At 71.2% G+C, this 17,401-nt stretch carries 18 protein-coding genes; 8 read left to right on the top strand and 10 right to left on the bottom strand.

Annotation, left to right across the window (positions count from 1 at the left end):
• Positions 1 to 149: 149 nt before the first annotated feature.
• The 4 genes from nrfD to KRH_RS03745 are packed head-to-tail and all read right to left on the bottom strand — an operon-like array spanning position 150 to position 6,247.
• Positions 150 to 1,262, bottom strand: coding sequence for an NrfD/PsrC family molybdoenzyme membrane anchor subunit (nrfD, locus tag KRH_RS03765; protein WP_012397848.1), 1,113 nt, complete (start codon positions 1,260 to 1,262; stop codon positions 150 to 152).
• Positions 1,259 to 2,473 (bottom strand): 4Fe-4S dicluster domain-containing protein, encoded by a 1,215-nt coding sequence (locus tag KRH_RS03760; protein ID WP_012397847.1) that lies wholly within the window; start codon positions 2,471 to 2,473, stop codon positions 1,259 to 1,261. The genes nrfD and KRH_RS03760 overlap by 4 nt, the downstream gene beginning before the upstream one ends.
• Positions 2,470 to 5,853, bottom strand: coding sequence for a formate dehydrogenase (gene fdh / locus KRH_RS03755; RefSeq protein WP_226905917.1), 3,384 nt, complete (start codon positions 5,851 to 5,853; stop codon positions 2,470 to 2,472). Before fdh ends, KRH_RS03760 begins: the two co-directional genes overlap by 4 nt.
• 55 nt (positions 5,854 to 5,908) lie before the next feature.
• The gene (locus KRH_RS03745; protein ID WP_012397844.1) at positions 5,909 to 6,247 is read right to left on the bottom strand and encodes a hypothetical protein; all 339 of its coding nucleotides are present in this window, start codon (positions 6,245 to 6,247) and stop codon (positions 5,909 to 5,911) included.
• A gap of 249 nt (positions 6,248 to 6,496) precedes the next feature.
• On the opposite strand from KRH_RS03745, the gene KRH_RS11725 reads away from it, so the two are divergent.
• A complete protein-coding gene (locus KRH_RS11725) occupies positions 6,497 to 7,207 on the top strand; it encodes an LppP/LprE family lipoprotein (RefSeq protein WP_012397843.1) in 711 nt (236 codons plus the stop codon).
• A 224-nt stretch (positions 7,208 to 7,431) separates the two neighbouring features.
• The gene (locus KRH_RS11720; RefSeq protein ID WP_050738033.1) at positions 7,432 to 7,986 is read left to right on the top strand and encodes an LppP/LprE family lipoprotein; all 555 of its coding nucleotides are present in this window, start codon (positions 7,432 to 7,434) and stop codon (positions 7,984 to 7,986) included.
• Here KRH_RS11720 and KRH_RS12440 read toward each other — a convergent pair.
• Positions 7,980 to 8,315: a hypothetical protein gene (locus KRH_RS12440; RefSeq protein ID WP_041297313.1), complete on the bottom strand. Its 336-nt coding sequence runs from the start codon at positions 8,313 to 8,315 to the stop codon at positions 7,980 to 7,982. The genes KRH_RS11720 and KRH_RS12440 overlap by 7 nt on opposite strands.
• A 155-nt stretch (positions 8,316 to 8,470) precedes the next feature.
• Here KRH_RS12440 and KRH_RS03725 point away from each other — a divergent pair, with 155 nt between their 5' ends.
• Together KRH_RS03725 and KRH_RS03720 are read left to right on the top strand one after the other, a co-directional pair.
• On the top strand, positions 8,471 to 8,800 hold the full coding sequence (locus KRH_RS03725) for a hypothetical protein (RefSeq protein ID WP_012397840.1): 330 nt from the start codon (positions 8,471 to 8,473) through the stop codon (positions 8,798 to 8,800).
• A 3-nt stretch (positions 8,801 to 8,803) separates the two neighbouring features.
• Positions 8,804 to 9,616 carry a nitroreductase family protein gene (locus KRH_RS03720; protein WP_012397839.1) on the top strand — a complete coding sequence of 271 codons (813 nt, stop codon included), beginning with the start codon at positions 8,804 to 8,806 and terminating at the stop codon, positions 9,614 to 9,616.
• Between the two features lie 20 nt (positions 9,617 to 9,636).
• Here KRH_RS03720 and KRH_RS03715 read toward each other — a convergent pair whose 3' ends face one another.
• Both KRH_RS03715 and KRH_RS03710 read right to left on the bottom strand, forming a co-directional pair.
• The gene (locus KRH_RS03715) at positions 9,637 to 10,383 is read right to left on the bottom strand and encodes a class I SAM-dependent methyltransferase (protein WP_012397838.1); all 747 of its coding nucleotides are present in this window, start codon (positions 10,381 to 10,383) and stop codon (positions 9,637 to 9,639) included.
• The gene (locus KRH_RS03710) at positions 10,383 to 11,582 is read right to left on the bottom strand and encodes a type III polyketide synthase (RefSeq protein ID WP_012397837.1); all 1,200 of its coding nucleotides are present in this window, start codon (positions 11,580 to 11,582) and stop codon (positions 10,383 to 10,385) included. The genes KRH_RS03715 and KRH_RS03710 overlap by 1 nt, the downstream gene beginning before the upstream one ends.
• A 137-nt stretch (positions 11,583 to 11,719) precedes the next feature.
• Here KRH_RS03710 and KRH_RS03705 point away from each other — a divergent pair, with 137 nt between their 5' ends.
• Positions 11,720 to 12,454: a DUF429 domain-containing protein gene (locus KRH_RS03705; RefSeq protein WP_226905918.1), complete on the top strand. Its 735-nt coding sequence runs from the start codon at positions 11,720 to 11,722 to the stop codon at positions 12,452 to 12,454.
• A gap of 119 nt (positions 12,455 to 12,573) precedes the next feature.
• Here KRH_RS03705 and KRH_RS03700 read toward each other — a convergent pair whose 3' ends face one another.
• Entirely contained in the window at positions 12,574 to 12,783 is a 210-nt protein-coding gene (locus KRH_RS03700) for a PH domain-containing protein (RefSeq protein ID WP_012397835.1), read from the bottom strand.
• Positions 12,784 to 12,857: 74 nt separating this feature from the next.
• On the bottom strand, positions 12,858 to 13,343 hold the full coding sequence (locus KRH_RS03695) for a pyridoxamine 5'-phosphate oxidase family protein (protein WP_012397834.1): 486 nt from the start codon (positions 13,341 to 13,343) through the stop codon (positions 12,858 to 12,860).
• A gap of 395 nt (positions 13,344 to 13,738) precedes the next feature.
• On the opposite strand from KRH_RS03695, the gene KRH_RS03690 reads away from it, so the two are divergent.
• On the top strand, positions 13,739 to 14,374 hold the full coding sequence (locus KRH_RS03690; RefSeq protein ID WP_012397833.1) for an endonuclease: 636 nt from the start codon (positions 13,739 to 13,741) through the stop codon (positions 14,372 to 14,374).
• A gap of 264 nt (positions 14,375 to 14,638) precedes the next feature.
• A complete protein-coding gene (locus KRH_RS03685) occupies positions 14,639 to 15,883 on the top strand; it encodes a glycerophosphodiester phosphodiesterase family protein (protein WP_012397832.1) in 1,245 nt (414 codons plus the stop codon).
• 122 nt (positions 15,884 to 16,005) lie between these two features.
• Here KRH_RS03685 and KRH_RS03680 read toward each other — a convergent pair whose 3' ends face one another.
• Positions 16,006 to 16,605 carry a TetR/AcrR family transcriptional regulator gene (locus KRH_RS03680; protein ID WP_012397831.1) on the bottom strand — a complete coding sequence of 200 codons (600 nt, stop codon included), beginning with the start codon at positions 16,603 to 16,605 and terminating at the stop codon, positions 16,006 to 16,008.
• 67 nt (positions 16,606 to 16,672) lie between these two features.
• On the opposite strand from KRH_RS03680, the gene KRH_RS03675 reads away from it, so the two are divergent.
• Entirely contained in the window at positions 16,673 to 17,341 is a 669-nt protein-coding gene (locus tag KRH_RS03675; RefSeq protein WP_012397830.1) for a GAP family protein, read from the top strand.
• The last annotated feature ends 60 nt before the right edge of the window (positions 17,342 to 17,401 follow it).

Raw genomic sequence — 17,401 nt, 5'->3', positions numbered from 1 at the left:
TGAGGAGGAATGGAACCCCGATGACCGTACTGTCCAGCGTCAGCACGTAGACGACGCCGAGCATGAGAAAGACCAGCGCCACTGCCGTTCGACTCTTGTGATGAATGGGGCCTTTGCCCTCTTTCTCAGGGTCGCCCGCCATGCTCTGCCTACGCGGTGCTCGGCGGGCCCGTGGTGATCGAGTCGTCCGTGATGCCCGAGGCGCGGCGCTTGTTCAACCGGTTGCGCTGCGGGATCACCGTGTACTTGGGGTCCTTCACGGACTCCTTGCCGCCCCAGAACACGCCGAAGCGTGTGAGGGCCGAGGACGAGACCAGGGCGAGTCCCGAGGCCGCGGCGACCCAGCGGCGTCGTCCGCCGAGCAGCGCTCCCAGGCCACCGGCGATCGAGAGCCGCTCGCTCCACTCGAGCCACTGGCCGGGCCGACCCTGCTCGATGGGTTCCACAGTCACGGGGTCCATGGCGTCCTTCATCACGCGCATGGCCACGAGCTCCCCCGCAACGCCCGCGACCGCGAAGAACCGGGCGGGTGCGGCCTGCTCCACCGGCGTGGTGAGCATGGCCAGCCCGCCGGAGGCCAGGGACGCGGAGCTCGCGAACACGAAAGCCAGGTGCCCGTGCATCTCGTGCCACGTGGGCACCGAGGTGTCGCCGAGCAGCATGGCGGTGTAGGTGGCCATGGGCGCCCCGAGGATGCCCGAGGCCACACTCGTGGGAGTCTCCACCGCGTGCAGCACGGGGCGCAGGGGGCCCAGCGGGAGCCGCTGCCCCGTAATGCGGTCCACCTCCACTGCGGCGGCCACACCGGCATTCGTGGCAAACGTCGCGAGCACCCACGAGCCCATGCTCATGGGCGAGGTGGGCTTGAACGTGCGCATCATGTGCAGGAAGCGCTCGGGCCGCCCGAGGTCCGCGACCAGGGCGATGCTGCCGAGCCCGGCCGCACCCAGTGCACTCAGCCGGGAGTTGCGGCGCAGGGCCGGCCGGTCCGTGAGGTGCGCGCCGAGCGCCAGGATCGCGGAGCCGCCGGCCAGCCCGCCCAGGAACAGGTACGTGGCGATCTTCGAGTCCCACGGCGGTGCCTTGACGATCGGGCGGCCGTAGTAGGACGTGAACTCCGTCTCGGGCACCATGGGCATCTCGCGGGAGCCGTCCCCGCCGCCGCGGCGGAACGCTCCCCCGCCCGGTCCACGGTTCCGGCGACGCCGCTTGCGCCGCGGCTCCTCGGGCGGGCGGTAGCTGTCGTACGGGGAGAGGCTCATGAGCGCTCACCCGCCGTGAAGGCCGCCGCGCCGAGGGCCAGCATGCCCACCACGGCCATGCCCGCCCGCTTGTACATGCGGTGCAGGTCCTTGGTGGGCACCTGCGGGTCCGGCGGCAGCCCGTAGACCTCCGGCTCGTCGAGGAGCAGGAAGATCGAGCCCGTGCCACCCACGCCGTCGTTCGGGTTGGCGCCGTAGAGCCGCGCCTCGGTCTTGCCCTGCTCGTGCAGCTGGGCCACCCGCTGCTGCGCCGTGGCGAGCATGCTCTCCCGCTCCCCGTACTTGATGGAGGTGGTGGGGCACGCCTGCGCGCATGCGGGGGTCTGGTCGTTCTTCATGCGGTCGTAGCACAGGGTGCACTTCTGGGCGATGCCGTCCTGGGGCACCTTCACGGTGTCCGGCATGGGCGGGGCGCCCCGCTGAGTCTTCGGCTCCACCAGCCCGTCGTTGCGGCGCTCGATCACCCCGAACGGGCACCCGGCCACGCACGTGCCGCAGCCGTTGCAGATGTCCTCCTGCACCACCACAGTGCCGTACTCGGTGCGGAACAGCGCGCCCGTGGGGCACACGTCCAGGCATCCGGCGTGGGTGCAGTGCTTGCACACGTCCGAGGACATCAGCCACCGGAAGTCGGGGGTGTCCAGCACCGGGGAGCCGTCCCCGCCCGTGCCTGCGGCGTCGGTCGCCGGGCCGGCGGAGGAGCAGCCGCAGCCGCCCGCCGATCCGCAGCCCACCGGCGCGGTGACGCCGGGGGTGGACTGGGACGAGCACGCGCAACCGGGCCCCGCGGCGTCGTCGGGCCCCGAACCACCGCACGCGCACCCGGCGGAGTCCTCCGCGGCAGCCGCGGAACCGGACGCGCACCCGCCCGCGGCAGGCGACGCCGCCGGGGGCCCCACGCGCGGCATGCCGAGGCTCACGAGCGCGCGCCCGGACTCGCGGGCCTGCTCGATGCGCTCCTGGGACTGCTCGATGAATGCCACGTGGCGCCAGGTGTCAGCCCCGAGACCCCCCGTGTTGTCGTAGGAGGAACCCAGGATCTCGTAGTCCGAGTCCACCGGGTTGCGGTTCCACTCCTTGCACGCCACCTCGCAGGCCTTGCAGCCGATGCAGATGGACGTGTCCGTGAAGAACCCGCGCCGGTGGTGCGGATGGTCCCAGTAGGTGTCGTCCGCGAAGCTGGGGGTGGGTGTCGCTCGGTCCGTGCTCACTGGTCTTCTTCCTGGTCCGTGACGGGGGCGTCCGGCCGCCAGGCCGTGGACTGCCCCGCGACGTCCCCGCTGTCGCGTCCTCGCAGCGGACCTTGGCCGAGCTCACGCTCGGGATCCGTGATGCGTTCCATGCCCGTGCGCACGGTGAGCCCCGCCCGCTCCTGGTACTGGCGCACCAGCTCCAGGCGGTCGGCGCCCCGGGGCCGACGCCCCGGGACGATGTCGCACGAGCCCGTCTTGAAGTTCTGGATCTGCACGTTGGGGTCCAGCGTGATGCCCAGCAGGTCGTTCGCTCCGTCGCCCGTGACCACCGCGTCCGAGCCCGCTCCCCAGTGGTACGGCAGACCGATCTGGTGGATGGTCCTGCCCGCCACGGTGAGCGGTGTCATGCGGTCGGTGACCAGCACCTTGACCTCGATCGCGGAGCGCGGCGAGATGATGGTGGCCCACCCGTAGGGTTCCAGCCCCTTGAGCTGCGCGAGCTCCGGGGAGATCTCGCAGAACATCTCGGGCTGCAGCTCGGAGAGGTACGGCAGCCAGCGGCTCATGCCGCCGGCCGTGTGGTGCTCCGTGAGCCGGTAGGTGGTGAACACGAACGGATAGACACCGGTGCCGGGCGCCTGCCCGCTGGGCGCGGACAGGTTGTCCTCCCGCGGGAACATGATCCGCGCGGGATTCTGCTGCTGCGTGTACAGCGGGTTGTCCACCGGGGACTCCTGCGGCTCGTAGTGCGTGGGCAGGGGCCCGTCCATCATGCCCTTGGGCGCGAAGAGCCAGGCCTTGCCGTCCGCCTGCATGATGAAGGGGTCGTCACCGGCGAGCGCGTCCGGCCCGGCGGCGTCCGGGCCCGGCCGCGCGGAGGGCGCGCGGTCCAGCGGGAAGTCCGGATTGTCCTTGCCGGTCCACTGCCCCTCCTCCTGGTCCCACCACACGAGCTTCTTGCGCTCGCTCCACGGCTTGCCCTCGGGGTCCGCCGAGGCGCGGTTGTAGAGGATCCGGCGGTTGGCGGGCCACGCCCACGCCCACTGCGAGGCGATCTCGTCCTGCTGCCACCCGGGCACGCGCAGCGACGCGCGGTTGACGCGGTCCGCGTAGATGCCCGTGTAGATCCAGCAGCCGCCGGACGTGGAGCCGTCCGTGCGCATCTGGCCGTAGTTGCTCAGCGGCTCACCCGCCTGCTCGCCGGTCTCGAAGCGACCGTTGATCTCGGCCAGCACGGACACCGGGTCCACCTCGCCCTGCTCGTCGAGCGGGTAGTCCCACGTGAGGTCCAGCAGCGGCCGGTCCCGGGGGTCCGTGGAGTCCGCGAGGCGTTCCCGGATCCGGTTGCCGAGCTCGAAGAAGAACTCCAGCTCGCTCTGGGCGTCCCCCGGCGGGGCCACGGCCTGGTGGCGCCACTGCACCAGACGCTGGGTCTGGGTGAAGGAGCCGGCCTTCTCCACGTGCGTGGCCGCGGGCATGAAGAAGACCTCCGTGTCGATGTCCTCGGTCTTCAGCTCGCCCGAGGCGATCTCCGGGCCGTCCTTCCACCACGTGGCGGACTCGATCATGTTGAGGTCCCGCACCACGAGCCACTTGAGGTGGGACATGCCCATGCGCTGCATGCGGCCGTTGGCCGAGCCCACTGCGGGGTTCTGCCCCAGCAGGAAGTACCCCTCCACCTGGTCCTTGAGCATGGACATCAGCGTCTGGTAGGTGCCGTGGGCCCCGTTGATGCGCGGGATGTAGTCGTAGGCCCAGTCGTTCTCGGCGGTGGCGGCATCCCCCCACCACGCCTTCAGCAGGTTGACCGAGTACGCCTCGGCGTTCGCCCAGTACCCTTTCTGGCTGGTGGTGCGGATGCCGTCCACGTACTCGGAGAAGCTCTGCGCCGTGACCGAGGGCATGGGCAGGTATCCGGGCAGCAGGTTGAACAGGGTGGGGATGTCCGTGGAGCCCTGGATGGTGGCGTGCCCGCGCAGCGCCATGATGCCGCCGCCCGGGCGGCCCATGTTGCCCAGCAGCAGCTGCAGGATCGAGGCCGTGCGGATGAACTGTGCACCCAGTGTGTGCTGGGTCCACCCCACCGCGTACGCGAAGCACGTGGTGCGCTCCCGCCCGGAGTTCTCCGTGACGGAGCGGGCGAGGTAGTCGAAGTCCTCCTCCGAGATGCCGCAGGTCTCCCGCACCATCTCCGGGGTGTACCGGGAGAAGTGGCGCTTGAGGATCTGGAACACCGTGCGCGGGTGCTGCAGGGTCTCGTCACGCACCGGGGTGCCGGAGCCCACGGGGGCACCGCCGCTGCCGTACTGCTGACCACCGGCCTGCGCCCGCTCCTCGTGGCCCTGGTTGCGCTTCTCGTCGGCCCGCTCCCCCTGGCCCTCGTCCTCGGTCTGGTAGCCCCAGGACTTCAGGTGGTAGGCGCCGGTCTCGGGGTCGTAGCCCGAGAAGATGCCGTCGAGGTCCTCGGCGTCCTCGAAGTCCTCGCTGATGAGGGTGGCCGCGTTGGTGTAGTGCAGCACGTACTCGTGGAACCAGAGGTCGTTGCTCAGGACGTGGTTGATCAGCGCCCCGAGCAGCACGATGTCCGATCCCGCACGGATGGGCAGGTGCTTGTCCGACACGGCGGAGGTGCGCGTGAACCGCGGGTCCACGTGGATCACACGGGCGCCGCGCGCCTTGGCCTCAGTGACCCATTGGAAGCCCACGGGGTGGCACTCGGCCATGTTGGAGCCTTGGATGACGATGCAGTCCGCGTTGGCCATGTCCTGCAGTGACTGCGTGGCGCCACCGCGGCCGAAGGAGGTTCCCAGACTGGGAACCGTGGCGGAGTGTCAAATCCGGGCCTGGTTCTCGATCTGCACCGCCCCCGCCGCGGTGAAGAGCTTCTTGATGAGGTAGTTCTCCTCGTTGTCCAGCGTGGCCCCGCCCAGGGACGCGATGCCCATGGTGCGGCGCAGCGGACGGCCCTCCTCGTCCGCGTCCTGCCAGCCGCGGCGTCGGGACTCCAGGAAGCGGTCGGCGATCATGTCGATGGCCGTGTCCCGGTCCAGGGGCTGCCAGTCGGCGGCACCGGGCGCGCGGTAGAGGACCTGCGTCTGGCGGCCCGGGGAGTTCACGAGCTGCTCGCTCGCGGAGCCCTTCGGGCACAGCCGACCACGGGAGATGGGAGAGTCCGGGTCGCCCTCGATCTGGATGACGCGCTCGTCCTTGACGTAGACCTTCTGTCCACAGCCCACGGCGCAGTACGGGCAGATGCTCTGCACCACGCGGTCCGCCGTGGCGGTGCGCGCGGTGATCTCCTGGGTCCTGCGGGACTGCACCGCACTGCTGCGGCCGGTGTGGTCCCCGGTGCGGAGCTGGCGGATGACCGGCCACTCCAACGGGCTGAATCGAGACATGGGAAAAGACTAACCCCTCACTCCGACACCACCGGGGACCACGTGTGCGCCAGGCTCACTCGGCAGGGTCGGCGGGGTCCACGTCGCGCTCCTCCAGCCCGCGGTTGACCTCCCGGTCCGCCTGCGGGTCGTCGGCGAGCGCCTCGACCTCCGGGTCCTGGATCTCGGGTTCGGTGTCGTGGCCCACCATCAGCGTCTCGTCGTCGGCCAGCTGACGCACGTCGGCCTCCTCGGGGTGCTTGAGCGGGTCCGCGTCCTGGCCCCACTGGGCGTCGTCCTCCTCCCAGGCGTCGTCCTCGCCGCCGGAGGTCTCCGCGAACTCGTCCTTGCCCAGGATCTGGTCCTGCACCTCGGGATCGTCCAGCGGGTTGGGGTCCGGGATGGGCTGCGTCATGGGGTGCTCCTCGCCTGTGTCTGGTGTGCCGCGCGGTCGCGCGCACGGCCAGACTACGGCGGGGCGCGCCGTCGGCTCCACTGCCGGTCACGACGACGCCCGTGGCCACCACGCTGCCGGCGGCCACCACGACGCCCGGGTCGACACGTACGCATGAGTAATCATGTGGTTGTTGCCGTTGCGAACCAAACGGGGCACGCTGAACTCGACCCGCGAGACGACGGGGCGGCACAGCGCGAGGGGCACACCATGAACCGATCCCGGACACTTGCGACCACGGTGGCGCTGGCCCTGCTGGCCACCGGGTCCCTGACCGGTTGCGGCGCGGACTCCACCGAGCAGCCACGGTCCATGTCCACCACGTCCGAGATCGACGGCGGCCCCACCTCGGGAATCCGCTCCCGTGCGGCTTCCTCGGCCCCGTCCGCCCCGGACGAGGCGCAGCAGCCCGCGGGCGGGAGCGGTGCGCCCTCCGGCACCCGTGGCAGCGGCGACCGGGCGAGCACCCCGGCCCCGGCGGCGTCGTCCCCCGAGCCCAAGAACTCGTGCGCCACCACCAGCGCGCAGCAGGCGGTGGACGAGAACATCGGCAAGGTGCCGGCCGCGTTCCCCGACGGCACGCAGAACGTCGACTGGATGGTCCAGGACTCGGACAACTACGACCCCTGCGCGGAGCTGTCCTGGGTGACCCTGGTGATCGAGGGCGCCACGGTCTCCTCCCCGTACACGCAGATGCTGTTCCACCACGGCGAGTACCTGGGAACCACCACGTCCAAGGCCATCGGCTTCTCCCCGAGCACCGTGCGCCTGGACGACGCCACGATCCAGGTGACCTACAGGTACGTGGAGGGCAGCGAGAGCAACGCCGAGGCCCGTGGCCGGGCCGTGTCCACCTACACGTGGAACCCGGACACCGAGTCCATCGACCACGCGGGCGAGTGGCCCCCGGGCATCGGCTGAGTCGGGCCCGCAGGGGGTGACGCAGCGCCGCCCACTGCTGTGATGCAACCGTGACCTTACGGAGAACACGCCCCTGACGTGCGACGACGCAGCGCTCGCCATCTCATGACCGGGCAGACACCCCGCCGCCACCCGTGTTTGCTATTGCACATCACGCGACGAGCCCCCAGTGTGGAACCAGGTCGCCGAACGGTGGCCGTACGGAGAACACAAGGAGTCACGTCATGCGACACCTCACCCGTCTTTCCACCCGCACCACCGCCGTGGCCGCCGGAGCGCTGCTCCTGGCCGGAGGTCTCGCCGGACCCGCCACCGCGTCCGCTCCCGCACCGGAGCCCACGCCGCAGGCCGCGTCGGACGGCTGCCCCAACGACTCGCCCGAGTACGCGCTGCGGATGGCGGCTCCCCTCCTGACCCCGCCCTTCGGTCCGGACGTTCCGAACGATCCCGGGTGGGCCATCGACTCCGCGGACACCTCCACCTACAACGGCTGCGCCGCGCTGTCCTGGATCTCCGTGAGTACCAACGGCGCCACCGCGTCCTCGCCGGAGACCATCATGCTGTTCTCGCACGGCATCTTCCTAGGCACCGCGTCCACCACGCCCTTCGGTTTTGAGCCCAAGGTGGAGCGCCTGGACGACGCCAACCTCAGGGTCACCTACCGGTACCCGCTCGAGGGAGACGCCAACGCGGCCCCCCGGGGAAGGGCCGTCTCCGAGTTCTACTACGACGAGGACTCCGGCAGCGTGGTGCACACCGGCGAGTTCCCGCCTCAGTGACTCCCCGGAGGTTCGCGACAGTCACGCACCCGGGTCCTCTGAGGCGCCGTGTGAGCCGCTGCCACACGTGCAGGGCCGCCCACCCCACCGGTGGGCGGCCCTGCGCCCTCCCGCTCCAGCAACCGTTGGAACTGCCCCTCCGGGCTCGTCACGCTGACCTCGCTGCGCACCGTGGGACCTATGAGCGCCCAGTTGGGCCACGGCTGGTGGAAGAAGAGCCAGTCGTCCCCGCCCCACACCGTGAGGTCCTCGGGGATGGGCACGTAGTTCTCCTTGGGCAGGCACATGAACATGCCGAAGCTGTTGCCGATCAGGTTGCTCCCGGCCACCCGCAGCCCCGGGGCCCGTGGCACATTGAGGCGCGCCGCGACCGCTCCCACACCGTGGGCCCGATTCGCTGGGCTCCAGAGCCACGGCGTCCCCGGGCGATGCCGTGACCTGTGACACGATGGACAGGAGGAGCACACCGTCGTGAAGGAGAGCCATGGACCCGGTGCGAACGCTCGTCACGGCCGCCGCGGCGTCGTACACGGCGAACTGCGCCCTGGGCGGTTCTGTGGCCCTCGGCCTGCTCGACACGTCCAACGTGCGCTGGGTCCACCACGGCCTGTACATCGCCACGTCGGCGCTCACCGCGGCCGCGTGCGCCGCCGGGCTGAAGGCTCGTTCGACGACGACGCTCGCCCTGGTCTCTGCCCTGGCTCCCCTGTTCCTGCTGCAGCGCCACGGCGCCCGTCCGCTGCGGCGACACACCCGAGACGCCCTCGTGGCGGCTCCCTGCTACGTGGCCGGTCTCGTGCTGGCCTGGAGGTGACGCGTGGAATTCCTGGATGTCGTGTTCAACCGGCGGACCACCAACGGTCCGTTCCGGCCGGACCCCGTGAGCCCCGAGCACCAGCAGCTGCTGATCCGTGCGGCCGCCGCCGCGCCGTCCCAGTTCAACAGCCAGCCGTGGCGGTTCGTGCTGATCGAGGACCGGGAGACCATCGAGACCGTGGCCCGCATCAGCGGGGAGAGCATGACCGAGGTGATGGGCGCGGGCACGTTCTTCGACCGGTACAAGAAGTACTTCCGGTTCAGCCAGAAGGAGATGGACACCCTGCGCAGCGGCATGCTCTTCGACAAGCTGCCCGCGCTGCTGCGCCCGTTCACCTCCAGGGCGTTCACGCCGTCCGGGCAGGCGCTCATGAACAGGCTGCGTGTGCCGCAGACCCTGGGCGAGGAGAACCGCAAGCTCGTGGCGGGCTCACCCCTGCTGATCGGGGTGATGCTCGAGCGCGGCGAGTACCGCCCGGAGGAGCTCTCCGGCTTCTACTCCGTGTTCAGCATGGGCGCGGCCATGGAAAACCTGTGGCTGACCACGGTGGAGCTGGGCATGGGCATCCAGTTCGTGTCCTTCCCCATGGAGGCCCCGCACCAGTGGCAGCGGATCGTGGACATGCTGCATGTCCCCGACGAGCTGGAGCTCATGGCCGTGTACCGGCTGGGCTACGTGCCCGAGCGCACGCACCGCCCGGCCATCGACTGGTCCAGCCGCGAGCGCAAACGCCCCTCCCAGTACGTGTTCCGGGAGACGTGCGACACCCCGCAGCAGGGGTGGGACCAGGACACGAGGCCCGGTTCCGCCTGAGTCCTGTCCGGTGACGCAGGCTACGTGCGAACCCGGCCCGTCCGGGGCGGCGTCGTCCCCTGTGCGCGGTGCACCGCGAGCAGCCGGAAGAACCGCTGCCGCACGGCCCGCCAGCCAGGGGGCAGAACCGCGGCCAGCTCGGCGGGAGCGTGGCTGCGCCGGATCGAGAGCAGCCCGTCGAAGCGCACGAAGGTGCGGGCGCGGGCCAGGGGCAGCGTGGCCACCCAGTAGACGAGCCACGCCGCGCGGCTGCGGCGCAGGTCGTTGTGCACCGCTACCCTGCGGGCCAGTGCCTCGGAGTCCGCGAGCACCCCGGCCAGTTCCGCGGGGGTGAGGTGGTGCAGCATGTGGTTCGAGATCACCGCGTCGTAGGTCTCCCCGGCCGCCACCAGCTCGCCGCTGGCCACCGTGCGGTAGGTGGTGCCCGCCCCGCGGTCGTGGGCGGCGGCCCACCGGGTGGCCCGTTCGTCGGGGTCGATGCCCGTGATCCGCACGTCGAGACCGTCCCGGGCGGCCCAGCGCGCGAGGGCCCGGGCGACGTCCCCGCCCCCGCACCCGACGTCCAGCACCGTGGCCGGGCGTCCCTCGCGGGCCGCGGCCCGCAGCACCGGGCGCAGGTGGCGGCGGTAGACCGGACGCCAGGACGCCACGAGCGGGTTGATCACCCCGAACAGCCGGTAGGTGGTGTCCAGGGCCACGGGATCACATGCGGGATCGTCCATGAGCTCGGGCTCCCCCACGGAGCGGTGGCGCAGCAGCGGGTCCATCAGCGCTGCGCGGCCGGGAGGAGGCGGAGCAGGGCGGACTCGATGCTCAGGCCCGGCCCGAACGCCATGGCCGCCACGGGCCCGGGCGCCCCGGTCTGCAGCAGGCGGGCCAGGACGAAGAGAATGGTGGCGCTGCTCATGTTCCCCGCCTCGCGGAGCACCTCCCGAGATGGGAGCATCTGCTCCTCCGCCAGGCCCAGCCGGGACTCCACCTTGTCCAGGATGCTGCGCCCGCCCGGGTGCACGGCCCACTGGGGGATGTCCGCCACCGCGAGATCCGTGCGCCGAAGCAGGGGTGCCAGGGCGTCCGTCACGTGGTCGTCGATGATGCGGGGCACGTAGCTGCCCAGGATCATCTCGAAGCCCTCGTCCCCCACACTCCACGCGAGCTCCTCCTCGCCCACGGGCGCCAGGGTGGTCTCGAAGTCGACGAGCTCGAGGGTGGGGCCGGGGACGGCGACGTCGCGCGCGGACACCACCGCGGCCGCCGCGCCGTCCGCGAACAGGGCGTTGCCCATCACCGTGTCGGGGTCGTTGCGCACGTGCAGGTGCAGGGTGCACAGCTCCACGCACACGACGAGCACCACGGCGTCCGGATCCGCCCGGCACGCGGTGGCCGCCGCCTGCAGCGCGGGGAACGCGGCATTGCACCCCATGAAGCCGAAGTGGGCGCGCTTCACGTCCACGGGCAGCCTGAGGTCCTTGGCCACCCGCACGTCCGGGCCCGGTGCGAAGAACCCGGTGCAGGACACCGTGATCACGTGGGTCACGTCCGCCGCGGTGACCTCGTCCCCCGCCGCGTCGAGGGCCGCGCGGGCCGCCTCCACGAACAGGCGTTTCGCGTGCTCCGTGTAGATCCGGTTGCGCGCGTGCGTGCCCGGTGACAGCAGGTGGCCGGTTCCGGGGTCGACGAACGGCGACGCCGCGGCGTCGCCCCCTGCTCGCGGCGATCCGCCAGGGACGTCCTCGGAGGGTGCGGCCCCGGCACCCGCAGCCGAGCCGGCGCGGTCGGCCGCGGTGCCCAGCTCCGGGAGGACGGTGTGGCGCGTGGCCACCCCGGCGCCGTCGAACGCGGAGCGCACGAGCCGGGACCCCAACCGCGTCATCTCCGGCTGCTGCGCGAAGAGCCGCGTGACGTCCTCCTGCCGGATGACGGTGTCAGGGACCAGGGTCTCGATCGACAGCATGCGAACGGTCATGCCCCATGGTAGGCACCCGCTCAGGCCCCGCGGCCTAGGGTGGCCCCATGACTGGTGAGCCCGCGCCCCCCTCCCACGAATCTGCTCAGCGCGTGGGGCCCGATGCGCAGACGCGGACGCGCCGCCGATACGCAGGCGTGGACCTCGCGGCGGACCCCGCGCGCACGGGCATCGCCGTGATCCGGGAGGAACCCGGCCGGGTGGTGGTGGAACGGGTGGACCTCGGTGCGACGGATGCCGACGTGCTGGCCGTGGTCCGCGACGTGCACCGAGCAGGAATTGACGTTCCCTTCGGCTGGCCCGCACCGTTCGTGGACTACATCTGCGCCCAGGCCACCGGGCAGGTGACCGCTCCGCCTTCGACCGATCCGGCGTGGCGCCGCAACATGGCTCAGCGCACCACGGATCTCCACGTGCGCTCTCGCACAGGCCTGATTCCCCTGAGCGTCTCCACGGACCGGATTGCGTATCCGGCGCTGCGCTGGGCCGCTCTAGAGAGCCGCCTTCTCGATGCCGGAATCGACGTCCCCCGGGATGGTTCGGGGCGCGCATGCGAGGTGTACCCGGCGGCCGCGCTGGCCCGTTGGGGACTCCCGCACCGTGGCTACAAGGGGAGCAAGAACGCGACCCACCGTCACAACCTGGTGACGCGCCTGGTGACGCACCTGCCGTGGCTCGAGTGGTTGGGGCACGATTCGATGTGCCGGGCGGACGATAACGTGCTGGACGCCGTCGTCGCCGCCCTGGTGGCACGAGAGGTGGACCTCGGCAGTTGCGAGCCCGCGCCACCTGAGCTGGTGTCCGTCGTCGCCCGCGAAGGGTGGGTGTGGCTGCCGGCAGGCACACCGACGCCGCCAGTTGCCCACCGCTAATCAACGGGAGGCATCAGCACGCCTCGGCGCGGGAGCCGGACAACGCCGTGTGCCCCGCGCATCTGCACGGGGCACGCTGTGGACTCGTCACCCGCCGGGACGCGCCGGGCTGCCGGTGGTCAGCCGAGGACCGAGCGGGAGATCAGCTGGTCCAGGGCCAGGACGTCGATGTTGCGCCCCACGTTGATCTTCACCACTCCCGCGCGGGTCCACAGTTCGATCTCCGCGTTGAAGTCCAGGGTCCCCGCGTTCTCGGTGGACCACATGCTGATGCTCGAGTAGGGGATCGAGAAGGTCTCGATCTTCTTGCCCCGCAGCCCCCGGACCACGCCTGAGCGGCGGCGCCAACGGCAACGGGCCGCGCCCGCCGAGTGCGAGCGCGGCCCGAGACGCAGGATGTGGATCAGAGGTCCACGACCTCGTTCTCACCCTCCACGGTGTTGCCCGTGACCTTCGCCTTGATGAGGTTGGCCACCTGGGTGACCTTGCTGCTGCCCGGGCTGTCCCAGTACTCCGCGGTGTCGGCGTCGATCTCGATGAGCACGTTGTTGGGGTTCTCGGGCCCGCCCTCGAGCCAGGAGTCGGTGAAGGAGCTCCACAGCTCCCGCAGCTTGTCGGTGTCATTGACGATGCGCGCGCTGCCGCTCAGAGACACCCACGCACCGCTGCCCGCGTAGGCCACGTTGACGTTCGGGTTCTTCTGGATGGCCGTGCCCTGCCCGGAGGCGCGCTCCGCGATGAAGCGCACGGTGCCGTCGAAGTCGACGTCCTGCGTGGCCATGGGCTTGGACACCAGGCGGCCGTCCTCGTCCACGTGCGTGAGCATGGCGATGCGCGTGCCCTTGATGATGTCGCGGACTTTCTGGATGTTCTCGTTGCTCTCTGCCATGGCACTGCCTTCCGTCGTGACCTGTCATGAGGTGGGACCGCCGCCGACCGCCAGTTCGCACGCGAACCCGGGTGGCGGCGTCGATCATCAGTCTATTGACGAGTGACGTCCCCCACTAGAAGTTGGCCACCAGCGGAATCCCCTGCACGCAAGTCGCGACCAGTGGCCCGCGGCACGACGCCGATCGGCCGCCATCCTGCCTCCGCTCCCCTGCGCGCGGGGCACCGCCCGGCGGTCACCCCCCGGTTCGACCGCCGAGGTTTCCCGGTTCTAGGCTGGAGAGCGTCCCCGCGCCGGGGCGAGACGACCGCGTGAGCCGCGCGGCGTCGTCGTGCCCCGCGAACCGCAGACCCACGCACCGGAACCCGCCGAGCCGCACCGAGAGGAACGCCGCCGTGGCCCGAACCCGAGCGCAGACCGTGGACGCGCTGCTCGAGCGGCACGGTCGGACCTACGCCCAGGAGGCCGGGATCCGGCTGAGGGACGAACCCGCCGCCCTGTACCAGCTGCTCGTGCTGGCCAACCTGCTCTCCGCGCGGATCGGCGCGCCCGTGGCGGTGGCCTCCGCACGGGCCCTGTTCGACGCCGGGCACCGCACGCCCGAGGCGATGCAGGCGTCGTCCTGGCGCCAGCGCGTGCAGGCCCTGGGGCGCGGCGGGTACAAGCGCTACGACGAGCGCACTGCCACCATGCTGGGCGACGGCGCGGCCCTGCTGCTCGACACCTGGGGCGGGGACCTGCGCGCCCTGCGTGACGCCGCGGACGGTCCGCGCGACGTCCTGCGACGGCTCCAGGACTTCCCCGGCATCGGACCCGCGGGCGCGTCCATCTTTGCGCGCGAGGTGCAGGGCGTGTGGCCGGTCATGGCACCGCACGTGGACACGAAGGCACTCGCGGGCGCACGCCGCCTCGGGCTCCCGGAGGACGCCGCCGCGCTGGCGGAGCTCGTGGCCGCGGAGCAGCTGCCCGTGCTGACCTCGGCCCTGGTGCGCGTGGCCCTGGACCGCACGAAGGGCGACCCCCTGGGGTAGGCCGGCTCACGGACCCGCCCCGGCACCCCTCAGCACCGTTGTCGAAAGGCCGCACCGATCTCATCCCTCGTCGTGCCGCTCAGGCCCCACCATGCCCGGATGCCCTCGCCACCGTGCTCGAGGCGCACCGCCACGTGCGGTTTTCATGTTCCCGTCACGTCCAGGACCGCCCGATGTTACGTGGCGGTAGCACCGTGGCACGCGTCCGCGGACGCCCACGGACACCCCGGACGTCCGCACTGCCCCCGCTGTGAAAGGCCCACCATGACGCCTCGCTCCACCCACTCCCTGCGCCGCGCGGGAACCGCCGCCGCTCTGTCCCTCGCCGTGCTCGCGCCCGCAGCCGCACCCGAAGCGGCCGCCGCACCGGCCCCGGAACCCGAGCAGTCCGTGTCCGCCTCAGCGCCGCTGCTGATCGGCCACCGCGGTGCGGCCGGCACGGCCCCGGAGAACACGGTCTCGGCGTTCGAACAGGCGCGTGGCTCCCGCGCAGACTTCTTCGAGCTCGACGTGCAGCTCTCCGCCGACGGCGTGCCCTTCGTCTTCCACGACGACACGCCCGCCCGCACCACGGACGTCGCCCGGGTCTTCCCCGGCCGCGAGAACGACCCGATCACGTCGTTCACGTGGGCCGAGCTGCAGCGCCTGGACACGGGCTCGCACTTCTCGGGCCACTTCGCGGGTGAGAAGATCTCGCACTTCGACGACGCCGCCCGGGCCGCGCGCAACCAGATCGGGGTGTTCATCGAGATCAAGTCCCCGGAGAACTCCCCCGGGATCGAGAAAGTGGTGGCGGACGCCCTCCGGGAGGATCCGCAGTGGAACCGCCTGGTGCGCTGCGGCAGGGTCGAGGTCCTCGGCTACGACGCCGGGTCGAACCGCACGTTCGCGCAGCTTGCGCCTGAGGTCCCGCTGCAGCAGCTCATGGACACCGTCCCCGACGCCGCGGCGCTGGCGCAGATCGCCACGTACGCGGACAACTTCGGCACCGACTACCGCCCCCTGGACGCCGCCGCCGTGCAGCGCGTGAAGCACGCGGGGCTGGGCATGGGGGTCTACACCGTGGACTCGGTGCCCGCCTACGACCGCGTCGCCGCCCTGGGCGTGGACCGGATCACCGGCGACTTCCCCGTGCAGTTCTCCCGCCACAAGAAGGGCCAGCAGCCCTTCCCCCAGAACACGGGGGTGCGCGTGGTGGATGCCGTCAACGACGTCCCCGGTGGGGACCTCCAGCCGGAGGCCGGCGAGCACGTAATCCTGCAGAACACCGCGGCCCACCCCGTGGACGTCTCCGGGTATCGGATCCGGGACACCAAGGACAGCACCCTCACGGTGGGGCCGGGCTACGTGCTCGCCCCCGGCCAGCAGCTGCGCGTCTACACCGGCCCCGGCACCAACCGGGCGGACGCCTACTACAACCACCTCGGCACGGAGACCCTGGACGACGAGGGCGACTCCGTGGCCCTGTGGTCCTCCCACGGGACGCTGCAGGACACGTTCGCGAACTGATCCGGGCCGAACCCTCCGCACGGGGCAGACCCCGGCCGAGCTGGAGGCGGGCCCCGGTTCGCGGTGGTGGCACCCAGGACGCGACCCACCCGGGCCGGGGATCCTCTCCAGGGAGGGCCGGTTCAGTCGGCGAGGATCAGAGCGAGTCCTCTCCCCAGCGCGTCCTCCACTCCGCGACGCACGGCGTGGGGCGCGTTGAGGTGATCCAGCGTCAAGCCGTTCACCAGCGCCGTAACCAGGGGCGCGGCATCTTCCGGACTCAGTCCCTCCCGGAGCACGCCGTCCTTCTGCGCCCGCCTCAGCGCGTCACGCACCAGGGCCTGAAACGTGCGCATCTCCTCCCAGTAGAGCTCCGCGAGCCAGTCCCGCGTGGACGCGGCGGCTCCGAAGCTGACCCACACGGCGGCGTCCTCATCGCGCACCCCCTCCCCCGGCAGCAGCTCGCGCAGGGTGCGCGTGAGTGACGCCCGGTGGCCCGACTGACCGCGTGCAGCCATGACGCGCTGCGTCTGCCGCTCCACGGAACGCTCCAGGGCTGCGACCAGCAGGTCCTTGCGCGTCCTGTAGTGGTACTGCACGGTCCCCGCGGACAGCCCCGACTCCTGAGCCACGCTGCGCACGCTCACCACGTCGAACCCACGGTGGGCGATCACCCTGATCGCCGCGTCCGCAATGCGCTGGCCGCTCGGCGCACCCTGATCCGGTGTCCGCTGCTCCGACATCTGTCCACCACCTCTCGTACGAGTGTATGGTCAGTGGAGTTCATACGATCGTAAGAGAGGACAGCGCGTGGGCGATCTCCTGGCTCTGACCGGGCTGGCTCTGCTGGACAGCATGAGTCTGGGGACGCTGGTGATCCCCGTCGTGCTGGTGCTCTCCCGGCGACGCGTCGACGTGGTGCCCCTGGTGATCTACTTTGCCACCGTGGTGCTGATCTACTTCGCGCTCGGCGTGGCCATCGCCCTGGGGTTCGACCTGGTCTCCGACGTCGCCGGCAGGGTGTGGGACAGCGAACCTGCCCAGTGGTTCAAGCTCATTGCCGGTGTGGGCCTGCTCGCGTTCGGCATCCTGGCACCCGATCCGACAACACGGGAGACACCCCGCCAGGCCCCGCGCTCCCTGCGCCCCGGAGCCATGATCGCCCTGGGCGGCGGTGCCGCGCTCACGGAAGCCGCCACGATGGTGCCGTACCTCGCCGCGAACGGGATCATCACGGCCATGCCCATCGGCTGGCCCTCACGTCTCCTGCTGCTCGCGGGGTACTGCCTGGTGATGGTGCTGCCCGCCGTGGTCCTGCTCCTCGGCGCCCTCGTCCTGGGCGATCGGATCTGGCCCCGCTTGGAGAAACTCGTCCCCGTTCTCGAGCGGGAAGCGAAGATCACGCTCCTGTGGGTTGCCGGGCTCGTGGGGTTCTGGATGGCGGCCACGGGTTTCGCGGAGCTCGACCTCGGAGGGTAGACCACGACGCCGCCGTCCCGGGGCTCTGATCCTCGGGACGGCGGCGTCGTGGTGGGGCGC

Origin of the sequence: Kocuria rhizophila DC2201 (assembly GCF_000010285.1) — a bacterium.
Classification (GTDB): domain Bacteria; phylum Actinomycetota; class Actinomycetes; order Actinomycetales; family Micrococcaceae; genus Kocuria; species Kocuria rhizophila_A.
Note: the sequence above shows the minus strand (reverse complement) of the source record. Positions and strands in the feature narration are given on the sequence as shown.

Bases quoted from the DNA above. Each gene is read 5' to 3' on its own strand.
- KRH_RS11725 (WP_012397843.1), top strand. From the start codon at position 6,497: ATGAACCGATCCCGGACACTTGCGACCACGGTGGCGCTGGCCCTGCTG.
- KRH_RS11720 (WP_050738033.1), top strand. From the start codon at position 7,432: ATGCGACACCTCACCCGTCTTTCCACCCGCACCACCGCCGTGGCCGCC.
- nrfD (WP_012397848.1), bottom strand. From the start codon at position 1,262: ATGAGCCTCTCCCCGTACGACAGCTACCGCCCGCCCGAGGAGCCGCGG.
- KRH_RS03715 (WP_012397838.1), bottom strand. From the start codon at position 10,383: ATGGACCCGCTGCTGCGCCACCGCTCCGTGGGGGAGCCCGAGCTCATG.
- KRH_RS03680 (WP_012397831.1), bottom strand. From the start codon at position 16,605: ATGTCGGAGCAGCGGACACCGGATCAGGGTGCGCCGAGCGGCCAGCGC.
- KRH_RS03745 (WP_012397844.1), bottom strand. From the start codon at position 6,247: ATGACGCAGCCCATCCCGGACCCCAACCCGCTGGACGATCCCGAGGTG.
- KRH_RS03695 (WP_012397834.1), bottom strand. From the start codon at position 13,343: ATGGCAGAGAGCAACGAGAACATCCAGAAAGTCCGCGACATCATCAAG.
- KRH_RS03710 (WP_012397837.1), bottom strand. From the start codon at position 11,582: ATGACCGTTCGCATGCTGTCGATCGAGACCCTGGTCCCTGACACCGTC.
- KRH_RS03725 (WP_012397840.1), top strand. From the start codon at position 8,471: ATGGACCCGGTGCGAACGCTCGTCACGGCCGCCGCGGCGTCGTACACG.
- KRH_RS03685 (WP_012397832.1), top strand. From the start codon at position 14,639: ATGACGCCTCGCTCCACCCACTCCCTGCGCCGCGCGGGAACCGCCGCC.